The sequence below is a fragment of the Stenotrophomonas sp. STEN020 genome, from assembly GCF_056760195.1.
This window is the reverse complement of the sequence record NZ_JBRREI010000045.1, coordinates 24,841-36,922: the sequence shown is the minus strand read 5'-3', so window position 1 is coordinate 36,922 and position 12,082 is coordinate 24,841. Positions and strand designations below refer to the sequence as shown.

Genomic DNA, 12,082 nt, shown 5'->3' with positions numbered 1-12,082 from the left:
AATTAGCGCTATGGAACCACCCGATCCCATCCCGAACTCGGAAGTGAAACGTAGCCGCGCCGATGGTAGTGCAGCCTAAGCTGTGCGAGAGTAGGTCATCGTCAGGGTTTTATCTAAGAACCCCGCTGCTCACGCAGCGGGGTTTGTCTTTTTATGTAAGCCAGGTGTTTTACAGCCTGGGTTATGTTCCGCAAGGAAACGCATTGGAGCCGGCGCAACGCGCTGCTCAAACCGTCTTCCTGATGAACACAGCGCTATGGAACCACCCGATCCCATCCCGAACTCGGAAGTGAAACGTAGCCGCGCCGATGGTAGTGCAGCCTAAGCTGTGCGAGAGTAGGTCATCGTCAGGATTTAAACCTAAAACCCCGCTGCCAAAAGCAGCGGGGTTTTTCTTTGTGCGAAACAGCGACACACGCGCACTTGTAGGAGCGGCATCAGCCGCGAAGCGCGTAGAAACAACGACGCGGAAAGGCTTGAGCGAAGCCAAAAGCCAAAAGCTCCCCTCATCCCAACCCTTCTCCCGCAGGCGGGAGAAGGGCTAAGGCAACAGCCAGAACAATGGCCAAAGCCAAAGCCAAAGCCAAAGCCAAAGCCTTGGGGCTATGTAGGCACTACTAAGAACGCCCTTGCCGAACATGGTTCGGCACTACGGAGTGCCGACTTCGCAACGCTTGCTTGGTGAACCGTCACGAAAACAGCCTAAATCTCAAAGGCTGGCTGTTACCGTCGATGCGCAGTGGCCATTAGCATCGGCCTGCTCGAACCAGGTATGCACTGCACCGGATAGGCGATCAAGGCGCATCGGCAAGCTCAGATGGTCTTCCGCAGGGACTTCAAGATAGCGTGCACGCGGCGCCGCTGCTGCCAATGCGCGGCCCTGTGCTACCGGAATGTGCTCATCGTCGTGGCCGTGTATCAACAGGACGCAGGCGGGGACCTGCGCCAAGGCCTGGCCGACGTCCACACGGTCCAGGTTGAGGCCCAGTTTGCGATCGGTTGTGGCGATTGCTTCGTCCAGACCGCGGCCGCCGTACTGCCAACGCGCCAGCGGCAGCGCGACATAGTCGCTCCAACGCTCGGCAGGCTTGGCGAGCATGTGCGGCACCATCGTGCGGATTGCTTCGCCGGCGTTGTCGAAGGATTCCATCGCTACGACGCTGCGCAGCTGCGGGCCGAGCTCACGTGCGGCGAAGATTGCGGTTGCTGCACCATATGAAACGCCGAGCAGGTGCACCGGGCCACTGATCCTGCCTTCAGCCTTCAACGCTTGCAGGGCTGCGACCACATCTTCGCCCTCGCGGGTGCCATAGCCGGAAAGTGCATGGCCAGAACGACCGTGATTACGCAGATCTAGCGCGATGGTGCGATAACCCTGCTGTGCCAGTTCCAGCGACCATGGCATCAGCGAACCGCCATCCATCATCCAGCCATGCAACAGGATCACTGTGCCGCGTGGCTGAGTGTGGTTGTCGATGCTTGGCGCCGATGCTTTCAGCGAAAACTCCGGGAAACGCTCGCCTTTGCCCAGATAGCGGTAGTCCAAGCGGTAGTCGCCCGGCTCGAACGAGACCCAGTGCAGGGCGACGCCATCGCTGCCAGCAACGCTGCCCTGCTGATGCGGCAGGCGGGAGAGCAGGGCGTCGATGCGTTCGGTGGGGACCAGTGGCGAGGTGCCGCCAGGTGCAGCCAATCGCTCACTGAGCGACAGCGGGGGAACGGGAGAGGAGAGGGCAAAGCCAGCCAGCATCACGCAGACGCCAGCCAGCGCCAGCGAACGAAGCATGGCGGGATCCGGTTTGGGGAGCCTGCCACGGTAGTCGCTATGCAGCGCTGCATCTACCGTGTGGCGATGACAGGCAGATGACCGTTGTGTGGTGTTTGGGTTGCGGGGTGTACCGCTACTGATCAGGACGCCGTCAACTGTGGGCGGCATGACACGCCCGCGCCGTTGTTTGTGGGAGCGGCGTAAGCCGCGAAGCAGATGATGCGTCCGCGAGATGAAGTCGGGCAATTGCAGCTTCTTCTGCGAACCGAGTGACGCTGGCGGGCGCTGATTGCGGCGCGGTTACAGCGAAGCGGGTAGAGCTGCCCTCACCCCAACCCCTCTCCCGCATGCGGGAGAGGGGCTTCAAGCACAGTGCTGAGGATTGTCGACAGTGTCATCAACACCCAGCGCGGTTGTTACCTGGATCAGAAGCGCTGCTGGTACTTCATGTACATGAAACGACCGATGTCGAAGCCGCCGTAGTAGGTGAAGCTGCTGTTCGGCTGGCTGTACATGATCGGGCCTTCATGCTTGAACACGTTGTTGAGGCCCAGCGACACGGTGCCGTTCCACGGCATGGCATAACGCACCTGCAGGTCGTGGAAGGTGTTGGAGCCAAGCTTGCGGCTCGGCTGCATGTCGGTGTACGCCGATTGGAAGTCCGGGATGTTGCACTCCGGGCCACCGTCCTGATCGTAGGAGCACTTCTCCTTCATGCTGGAGTAGTAACGGGTGGTCCAGCTCGCACCGAAGTTACCGTTCTGCCAGTCCAGCGTCAGGTTGGAGCGCACGCGGAAGTTACCTTCCCAGCCGGTGAACTCTTCGACCGGGGTGGTGGCTACGTTGTCGCTCTTGCGCGACAGGTAGTCCACATACGTGGTGTTCCAACGCAGCGACAGCTGGCCGTATGCCATTTCCGGCAGACGGTAACGGACGCCGAGGTCATAGCCAGCGGTTTCCTGGTAACCGGCGTTGTTCAACGAACGGTTCATGCCGCTGACCTGGCCCTTGTTGGTGCCGGAGCTGTAGCGGGTGAAGCGGTCGCAGGCGGATGCAATGCCCTGCACATAGCACTGGTTGAGGATGTCGGTGGCCGACTCGCCAACGATGACGTTGTCGATGCGGATCTTCCACCAGTCCAGGCTCAGGTCCAGGCCGCTGACGAAGTCCGGGCTGTAGACCAGGCCGACGGTCCAGGTCTTGGCGGTTTCGGGCTTCAGCGCGGCGTTGGAGCCGGAGGTGAAGTCGGTGACGGCTTGTACGCCGGAGGTGGTGGCCAGTTCGCCGTCGCCGGTCTTCTGGCGGAAACCTGCGCCCATGCCGGCAGCGGTGCAGCGTGCTGCCACTTCGGCATTGCGTGCAGCCGCACCGAACGACCGATCGCAGGGATCGGTGACGCGGTCACGGGTGGTGACGGTGCCGCCGTACAGATCGTCAACGGTAGGTGCACGGAAACCGGTGCCGTAGGTGGCGCGGACCAGCAAGGTGTCGATCGGCTTCCACTTCAGGCCGAACTTTCCGTTGGTGGTGCCACCGAAGTTGTTGTAGTCCGAGTAACGGCCAGCCAGATCCAGCGACAGTTCACGCACGAACGGCAGGTCGGCCAGCAGCGGCACCTGCACTTCCAGGTAGACCTCGTCCAGCTTGTAATCGCCACGCGTCGGCGCGCCGCTGGTGCCGGCGATCTGGCCGTTCTGCACCATCATGTCCGGCGTATAGCTGGCTTCTTCGCTGCGATGTTCAACACCCATCGCAGCCATGATGTCACCGGCCGGCAGGCTCGCCAGCGAGCCGGAGATGTTGGCGCTGACCACCTTGGTGGTGCTGCGGATCTCGTCGCTGAAGCGGGTGAAGATGTAGTCGCGCACCGCCTTGTCGCTGAGCGAACCGGGGGTGTTGCTGCCAGCGGGGGCCAACGGATTCCACGGCACGCAGCCTTCGATCACGTTGCCGACGCTGCCGCAACGGGCCACGCCGCCGGCATCGATGAAGGACGGACCGACGGCCAGGTTGACGTTTGGCTGGTACATGCTCTGAAGGGTGCGACGCTCGCCTTCATTGCGGTTGAACATGTAGCTCACGTTCCAGTCCCAGAACCGCGAGCCAGTCTCGAAGCTGCCTTCCAAACCGACGCTGGCGCGCTTGGTGGTCAGTGCGTTGTTGGTCGCACGCGGGTATTCCTCGGTGCGGCGCGAGAACAACACGTCCTTGCCCCAATGGTTGAACGCGCTATCTGCCGACAGTGCGGCACGCGCGCCGCTGGCTGCCTGCGCTGCCGACACCGAGTACGGGTAGCCGGCCAGTTGCTTGACCGACTCGCGCTCGCTGTACAGAACGTCGGCAACAACGCGCAGATCGTCGGTGATCTGGAAACCACCATTGGCGAAGGCCGACTTGCGCTCCAGCGAGGAGAGCAGGGTCATGTTGGTCTTGGTGTTGGCGTAGGTCGCCGGGTCGCGCGGTTTGAAGTTGGCCGCGTTGGACGGATCGCCGCCCGGACCGACGCTGAGCACTTTGCCGTCAACGGTGACCGAGCCCCATTCGGTGGTGCCATTGAGGCCGTCAGCGGGGTGGTAAGGGCCGTTGGGGTAGGCGGTGAATTCACGCGCGCCACCCAGTACCGGGTCTTCTTCGGACTTTTCGGCGCCAACGCTGAACCAGCCGCGGTCGAAGGTCTTGCCGAAGTTGGCGCTGTAGGAACGCTTCTGACCGTCGCCTTCGCCGTACTGGCCGACATAGGCGCTGGCGTTGCCGCCGTCGAAGTTCTTGCGGGTGATGACGTTGACCACACCGGCGATGGCGTCCGAGCCGTACAGTGCCGAGGCACCATCGGTCAGCACTTCAACACGCTCGACGATAGCCGAGGGAATGGAGCCAACGTCGGAGAAGCCGCCGGCGCTGACGCCCATGCGGCGGCCGTCGATCAGCACCAGGGTGCGTTCCGGGCCAAGGTTGCGCAGGCTGACGTACATGCCGCCGTAGTCACGGCCCGACGACAGCGCCGAGGCGCGGCTCAGCGACGGTGCACCGGCAGCGGTGACGTCCTGCAGGATGTCGGCGACGTTGACGTAGCCCTTCTTCTCGATTTCCGCACGGCTCAAGGCGATGACCGGCTGTGCGGTTTCAACGCTTGCTTGGCGGATACGCGAACCGGTGATCTCGACACGGTCCAGCGTGGTGGTGGTTTCGTTTGCGTCCTGTGCGAACGCGGTGAGGCTGCAGCTGCCGAGCAACGCGAGGGTGATCGCGGAGCACAGCGGGGTCGACTTCAAATACATCGCTTTCGGTTTTCCTTTATACCAACTACAAAAAAGGCGCCCTTGTGGGGCGCCGTCACAGATGCATCACCATTGGGGGAGGGACACAGCATCTGCCATCACAGCTCCGCTGGCCGCCGGGACTTGGGCGGGCGCGCATGATGACCGAAACCGACGGCTGCGTGAAGGTAGACTTTCCGCCAACCCACCTGCACGCAGGCAGGTGGGTTGCTGAGCTGGCGAGCAGCGCCGTGTTGAATCAGGTCTCGCGCAATGCGGTGGTGATCGGCAAGCGCGCCGCACGCAATGCCGGGAACAGGCCGCCAACCAGGCCAATTCCCAATGCCCACTTCAATCCGCTCCACAGCAACGGCGGCGAGACCTTGAACTGGAACACCACCTGGCTGAAGTTGTTGCCCAAAGTGGATACGGTGAAGTTGTTGAATGCCAGCCACGCAACTACACCACCGAGCAGGCCGCCGAGCAGCGCGAGCAACATGGTTTCCAGCATCACCGCCGTGACCACCGGCACGCCGCGGAAGCCAATTGCACGCAGTGTTGCGATCTCCCGCGCACGTGTGGCGACGGCGGCATACATGGTGTTGAGTGCGCCGAATACCGCACCGACTGCCATGATCGCGCCGATCACCGTGCCCAGTATCTTGAGCAGTTTGTTCAAACCGCCGCCCTGCTTGCTGTAGTACTCGGCAGTGGTCTCCACATCCAGTTTGAGGCGTGGGTCGCTGCCGACGGCTGCCTTGAAGGCTTCAAAGCCCTGCTTGCCCTCGGTACGCACGTTGATCGACTGCCAGGCGCTGCGGTTGTAGGTGGTTGCCAGTGTCTGCGCATCGGTCCACAACTCCGAATCATGCGCATCACCGGATTCGAAGATGCCCACCACCTTCCATGCCTGATTACCCAGCATCAGTTCCTTGCCGACTTCAAGACCTTGGAACTGCTTCTGCGCACCGCGGCCGGCGACGATCTCGCGCAGACCTGCACCGAACTTGCGGCCTTCGACCAGCTTTACCTTGTCGTGCACTGCCCAAGCCTGCTCGCCGACACCACGGAACTGTGCGTTTACATCGGTGCCATCGCCGCGCGAGGTGAGGTTGACTACCTGCGAGACTTCAGCAGACACCAAGGGCCGACCATCTTCGCCACGCTTCACGCCTGGCAGGGTTTCCAGCAAGGGCACCTGATCGCGGGTGATCACCGAGTTGGTCTCGGCCTGCGAGCCGCCGCGCAGGACGATTGCGGTGCTGTCGTCGCCGGTGCTTTCCAGCGTGGCCTGGAAGCCCTGGCCCATCGCCAGCATTGCCACCAGCACGCCGACCACACCGGCAATACCAATCACGATCACCGATGAGGAACCCCAGCGCTGCGGCAGACTGGCAAGACCAATGCGGGTTGCGGCCAACGCCAAGCGTCCGGTGCGAGTAAGCATCAGCCACAAAGCGATCGCCATGGCGAGCACCGCCACACCTATCCACGGCAGCGCGATCCACACACCAAGACCTACCACCAGCAGCAGGATCACCAGCGCATTCGAAAGAAAATTCTTCATGTCGTTGTCCTCAGCGCCCGGCCAATGCGTCGACGATCTTCAGGCGCTTGGCCCGCAGTGCCGGCAGCACGCCCACTACCAGCCCGATCACCACGATCAGGACAGCCCCTACGACCCAAGTCTGTGCTGGTACGTGCGGCGGCAGCATGCCCATGGTCTGCGGTGCCAATACCGGCAGTACCACTGCAGCCAGCCCCAGCCCGATGGCGCCACCCAGGCCGACCAGCACGATCGACTCCACCATCACCAGCATCAGCATGGTGCCGTCCTTGAAGCCAAGTGTTTTCAGCGTGGCGAGTTCCGGTATGCGCTCACGTACGGCCTGCGCCATGGTGTTGCCGGTGAGCAGCAGCAGGGTGAAGAACACTGCTCCCATGATCGAAGTGACGATCATGCCGATGTCGGCGAACTGCTTGATGAAGGCCTGCTGGAAAGCCGACTCGGTCTGGCTCTTGGTTTCGTGATCGGAGTTTGCCGAGATCGCGTCGATGGCCTGTGCAACGCGTGAGGCGTGATCGGGGTTGTCGAGGCGCACGGTGTACCAGCTGACCTGGTTCTTGATGTAGTCGTTGGATTCGTCGAAGTACTTCCAGTTCATCATCAACTGGCGCTCTTCGTTGGCAGCGGTGGCGGTGTTCTTGGACTTGAATGTGCCGACCAGCTGCAATGGCCAATCGTTGCTGCCACCGCGCGGGAAGATGGTGGCCTGCAATGGAATGGTGTCGCCTATCTTCCAGCCGAACTGCTTGGCCAGCGATTCACCAACGATGGCACCGGTACGCGTGTTGCGGAAAGCGTCCACCTGTTCCTTGGAGATATCGAACTCGGTCATCAGGTCGAAGTAGTTCGGTGCGACCGAGAAATTGGGGAAGAAATTCTTCTGGTCCTGGTAGATGCCGCCGAACCACATGGCGTAGGTGACATCGTCGACGCCTTCAATCTGGCGGATTTGCGATTCCAGACGGATTGGCAGTGATTGGGTGATGGATAGACGCGAGGCCACCACCAGACGGTTGGCACCGGCGACGGTGCTGCCACCGCTGGCAAATGCCACGCGCACCGAATCGAGCATGCCGAACAACAGGAAGGCAGTGATGATGGAGAGCAGGGTGAACAAAGTACGTGTGCGGCTGCGGAACAGCTGCGCCCAGATCAATGAGAAGTACTTCATGGCCGTGCTCCTCAGTGCACCGGGGCGTCGACCAGCTCGCCCTTGTCCAGATGCACGGTGTGGGTTGCGTACTCGGCGGCCTTGGGATCATGGGTGACCATGATGATGGTCTTGCCGTGTTCGCGGTTGAGCAGCTGCAGCAGTCCCAGTACTTCCTCGGCACTCTGGCGGTCGAGGTCGCCGGTGGGTTCGTCGCAGATCAGGAAGGTGGGATCGGAGACGATGGCGCGGGCGATGGCAACACGTTGTTGCTGGCCGCCGGAAAGTTCGTTGGGGCGGTGGTCGCGACGATCGGCCAGACCAACCAGCGTCAGTGCGATCTGCGCGCGACGCTTGCGGTCGGCGGCGTTGAGGTTGGTCAGCAGCAGCGGAAGTTCGACGTTCTTCTGCGCGCTGAGCATGGGCATCAGGTTGTAGAACTGGAATACGAAGCCGACGTGGTGGCTGCGCCAGGTGGACAGCTGGCCGGCGCTGAGCTGGTCGATGCGCTGGTCTTCGATGTTGATCTCACCGCCGCTGGGGGTATCGAGGCCGCCGATCAGGTTGAGCAGGGTGGTTTTGCCCGAACCCGAGGGGCCCATCAGTGCGACGAAGTCGCCACTGTCGATATCCAGGTTGATGCCGTGCAGTACCTGTACTTTTTCCGGGCCACGCTGGTAGGTCTTGGTGATGTTGCGCAGGGAGACGAGGGTGCTCATGGATGATCCTCAGCAGTGACGCGGTGATGTTTGATGTTGAATGTTTGACGCCTGACGTTCGAATGCTTCGCTTTGCTTCTGGTCCCCTCCCTTTGCCGAAGGCAAGGGGAGGGTTAGGGAGGGGTGCTTTGCCCTTGCTTTTGCCCTTGGCTCTGGCTTCTGCTCTAGCTCTTGTTTTTGCTCCAGCTTTTGCCGTTGCCGTTGCTTTCCCCTCTCCCGCCAGCGGGAGAGGGGTAGGGGTGAGGGCAGCTTTTGCTCTGCTTTAGGTCTCTGCAGCAGCTTTGCTTTACGTGGCTTTCCAAGCCAAAGCCAAAGCCAAAGCCAAAGCCAAAGCACCCCTCCCCAACCCTCCCCTGCGCTTTGCGCAAGGGAGGGGGTAGAAGCAAAAAAAACAAAAGCGCTACTTCAGTGCATCAGGTGATACGCGCCAGTGCAGTAAAGATCACAAGCCCGCACTTACTTCTCTGCGCCTTCCAGCACCACCTTGTCGCCATCCTTCAGTTCCGCCGCAGGGCTGAGTACCACTGTCTGTCCGGCACTCAATCCCGACAGCACCTGCTTGTCCTTGGCCAATACCTGGCCTACTTCCAGCGTCTGTTGTTTCACCTTGTCGTCGGCCTGCACTACGAAGGCGACCGGCTTGCCGTCGCGCTCGACAATCGCGGCGGCCGGTACGCGCACACCCTTCGGTGCTTCAGTGCCAGCAGCAGCTGCTTTTTCCAGGAAGCTCACGCGTACGCCCATCTCCGGCACGATGCGCGGATCCTTGGTCTCCAACGCCACGCGTACCTTCACCGTAGCCTTGCCGCGGTCAGCGGTGGGAATGATGGCGATCACATGGCCCGGAATCTTCCAGTCCGGGTAGGCATTCAGCACGATTTCCACCGGCATCTTCGGTTGCACGCGGCCGATGAAGGCTTCGCCTACTTCCACTTCCACCTCGAGTGATTCCATATCGACGATGGTGCCGATGCCGGTACGGGTGAAGCCGCCACCGGCCGACAGTGGCGAGACGATCTCGCCCGGCTGCGCGGCCTTGGCCGTGACCACGCCGGAGAACGGTGCGCGTACCACGTTGTTGTCCACGCCCAGGTCGGCGATGGCCAGAGCGTCCTGCGCGACCTTGGCGTTGTGGCGTGAAGTTGCCAGTTGCGCGCGCAGGCTGTCGCGGGCGGCCACGGCCTGGTCGTACTGCGAACGCGATACCAACTGCTGGCCTACCAGCGACTGCAGGCGGCCTGCGTCAGCCTCGGCCTGGCGCAGTTGCGCCTGCAGGCCTTCACTCTGGCTGCGGGCGGCGTCGAGTTGGGCGGCGTTGAGGCTGCGCTGCGCGTTGGCGTCGATCGGGTCCAGCGTGGCCATCACCTGGCCCTCTTCGACACGCATGCCTTCCTCGATCATCACCTCGCGCACCTTGCCGGTGATCTTGGCCGACACCGTCGCCATGCGCCGGGCCACCACGTAGCCGCTGGCATCCAGCACCGAGCTGTTGCCAGCACCGGCTTGGTTCATCGCCACCACCGGTGCGGTCTGCACGGTCACGGGTTTTTTGCCGCCGAGCAGGGCACCAGCGGCCAGTACCAGCAGCAGGGCCAATACCAGTCCGATTACGATCCACAACCAGCGCCGCGACGGTGCAGGGCCACGCGGTGGCGGCGCGGAGCGGTCGATGCGGAGTTCCTTCAGCAGTTCAGCAGATGCATTCATGGATAGCAGGACGGCGTGGGAGGGGGAATGTGACCGCAACTTAGCGCAATTCGCAGCGGCCGGCAGTGACGGGGCGGAGTGAGCGGAGCATAGATGCCACCGTACCCGTTGCGCAGGTGACGGCTGTCATGTGCTTTACCTGATCGCGCTCACTGGGGGCGTCGGCGTCGGCGACCTAAGGTGGCGGCACTTCCTCAAAAAGGCGGCGGCAATGACAGCACACGGCGAGGTACTGGCAAGCCTGCAAGGCGTGCACAAGCACTACGGTGCAGTGCGGGCCCTGGATGGCGTTGATCTGGAGCTGCGGGCCGGGCAGGTGCTGGGGCTGCTTGGGCCAAATGGTGCAGGCAAGACCACCGCCATCTGCCTGCTGCTGGGTCTGCTGCGGGCCGATGCGGGGCAGGTGCATCTGTTCGGCCATGATCCGCAACAACTGGTGGCACGGCGTGGCATCGGGGTGATGCTGCAGAGCGCCGCGTTGCCGGAGACCTTGAACGTGGCCGAGCTGATCCAATTGTCGGCCAGCTACTACCCGGCTCCCCGCGACTTGGCGGATGTAGCCGCGCTGGCCGGCATCGAGGACTTGCTGAAGCGGCGCTACGGCAAGCTGTCCGGTGGTCAGCAGCGGCGGGTTCAATTCGCCCTCGCGGTGTGTGGGCGGCCACGGCTGCTGTTCCTGGACGAACCCACGGTTGGCCTGGACCTGCCTGCCAGGCAGCAGCTGTGGGCGACGGTGCGGGCCTTGGTCGCCGAAGGCACCGCGGTGGTCCTGACCACCCACTATCTGGAGGAAGCCGAGCGTCTGGCCGATCGTGTCTGCGTGCTGTTGCGCGGACGTATCGTCAGCGATGGCAGCGTGGATGCGTTGCGCGCACGGGTCGTCCATCGCAGCATCCGCTGCGTCAGTGCGCTGGATGTGGCTGCGGTTGCAGCCTGGCCGGGGGTGGTGCAGATCAGCCGGGACGGCGATTACCTGCAGTTGCGCAGCGACCGCGTCGAAAGCGTGGTGCGGCAACTGCTGCTGGCAGACCCTGCTCTGTCCGGGTTGGAGGTGCAGCCGGCAGGGCTGGGCGAAGCCTTCACCGATCTGACCGCTGCGGATGCTGCGCAGACACAACGCGAGGCGGCCTGATGAACAGCCAATACGAATCCATGCTGCCTGTGATGTCGTCCCGCCAAGTGCTGGGCGCCTACCTGCAGGAGACCCGTGCCGAATGCCTGCGCTATCTTCGCTATCCGGGTTTCGTGCTGCCGACACTCCTGTTTCCGGCGGTGTTCTATCTGCTGTTCGCGGTGCTGCTCGGCCACACTCAGCCGGCACAGGCCGCCCGCTTCCTGCTGGGCAGCTACGTCACCTTCGGGGTAATGGCGCCGGGGCTGTTCGGTTTCGGCATCGCGCTGGCACTGGAGCGTGACAACGGCCTGCTTACCCTCAAGCGCGCCATGCCGATGCCGCCGCTGGCCTATCTGCTCGGCAAGATGGTGATGGCGATGCTGACCGCGCTGGCCATCGTGGTGATCCTGCAGCTGTTGGCCACCACCGTGGCCGGGGTGCAGCTCAATGCCTCGCAGATGCTGCGGCTGACCGCGGTGGCAACCCTGGGCACCTTGCCGTTCTGTGCACTGGGACTGCTGCTGGGCACGCTGGCCAAGGGCAATGGTGCGGCCGCGGTGATCAACCTGGTCTACCTGCCGATGGCGGTGTTGTCGGGGTTGTGGTTCCCGCTGAAGGTGCTGCCGCCGCTGCTGCGGGATCTGGCGGTGATCTGGCCTAGTCATCATCTGAACATGTTGGCGCAGGGCGCATTGGACTTCGAGGTGGGCAGCCCCTGGCCGCACGTGCTGTGGTTGCTCGTATTCACGGTCGTCATCACCGCTGTGGCGGGTTGGCGTCTGCGTCGCCACGGCTGATGG

At 62.6% G+C, this 12,082-nt stretch carries 8 protein-coding genes and 2 rRNA genes; 4 read left to right on the top strand and 6 right to left on the bottom strand.

Annotation, left to right across the window (positions count from 1 at the left end; genetic code table 11):
• Both rrf (ACVOLZ_RS16755) and rrf (ACVOLZ_RS16750) read left to right on the top strand, forming a co-directional pair.
• A 5S ribosomal RNA gene (rrf, locus tag ACVOLZ_RS16755) occupies positions 1-107 on the top strand; the annotation flags it as partial.
• A gap of 131 nt (positions 108-238) precedes the next feature.
• A 5S ribosomal RNA gene (gene rrf, locus ACVOLZ_RS16750) occupies positions 239-353 on the top strand.
• A 356-nt stretch (positions 354-709) separates the two neighbouring features.
• Here rrf (ACVOLZ_RS16750) and ACVOLZ_RS16745 read toward each other — a convergent pair.
• From ACVOLZ_RS16745 to ACVOLZ_RS16720, 6 genes are all read right to left on the bottom strand, one after another.
• Positions 710-1,786, bottom strand: coding sequence for an alpha/beta fold hydrolase (locus ACVOLZ_RS16745; RefSeq protein WP_481517097.1), 1,077 nt, complete (start codon positions 1,784-1,786; stop codon positions 710-712).
• A 407-nt stretch (positions 1,787-2,193) separates the two neighbouring features.
• The gene (locus ACVOLZ_RS16740; RefSeq protein WP_481517096.1) at positions 2,194-5,046 is read right to left on the bottom strand and encodes a TonB-dependent receptor plug domain-containing protein; all 2,853 of its coding nucleotides are present in this window, start codon (positions 5,044-5,046) and stop codon (positions 2,194-2,196) included.
• Positions 5,047-5,284: 238 nt separating this feature from the next.
• Positions 5,285-6,592, bottom strand: coding sequence for an ABC transporter permease (locus ACVOLZ_RS16735; RefSeq protein ID WP_481517095.1), 1,308 nt, complete (start codon positions 6,590-6,592; stop codon positions 5,285-5,287).
• 10 nt (positions 6,593-6,602) lie between these two features.
• The gene (locus ACVOLZ_RS16730) at positions 6,603-7,763 is read right to left on the bottom strand and encodes an ABC transporter permease (RefSeq protein WP_481517094.1); all 1,161 of its coding nucleotides are present in this window, start codon (positions 7,761-7,763) and stop codon (positions 6,603-6,605) included.
• An 11-nt stretch (positions 7,764-7,774) separates the two neighbouring features.
• The gene (locus tag ACVOLZ_RS16725) at positions 7,775-8,461 is read right to left on the bottom strand and encodes an ABC transporter ATP-binding protein (RefSeq protein WP_481517093.1); all 687 of its coding nucleotides are present in this window, start codon (positions 8,459-8,461) and stop codon (positions 7,775-7,777) included.
• Positions 8,462-8,917: 456 nt separating this feature from the next.
• Complete coding sequence (locus ACVOLZ_RS16720) at positions 8,918-10,168, bottom strand: efflux RND transporter periplasmic adaptor subunit (protein WP_481517092.1); 1,251 nt, start codon at positions 10,166-10,168, stop codon at positions 8,918-8,920.
• A 211-nt stretch (positions 10,169-10,379) separates the two neighbouring features.
• Between ACVOLZ_RS16720 and ACVOLZ_RS16715 the strand changes: the two genes are divergently transcribed.
• Both ACVOLZ_RS16715 and ACVOLZ_RS16710 read left to right on the top strand, forming a co-directional pair.
• Positions 10,380-11,300 carry an ABC transporter ATP-binding protein gene (locus ACVOLZ_RS16715; RefSeq protein ID WP_481517091.1) on the top strand — a complete coding sequence of 307 codons (921 nt, stop codon included), beginning with the start codon at positions 10,380-10,382 and terminating at the stop codon, positions 11,298-11,300.
• Positions 11,300-12,079, top strand: coding sequence for an ABC transporter permease (locus tag ACVOLZ_RS16710; RefSeq protein WP_481517090.1), 780 nt, complete (start codon positions 11,300-11,302; stop codon positions 12,077-12,079). The genes ACVOLZ_RS16715 and ACVOLZ_RS16710 overlap by 1 nt, the downstream gene beginning before the upstream one ends.
• Positions 12,080-12,082: the final 3 nt, after the last annotated feature.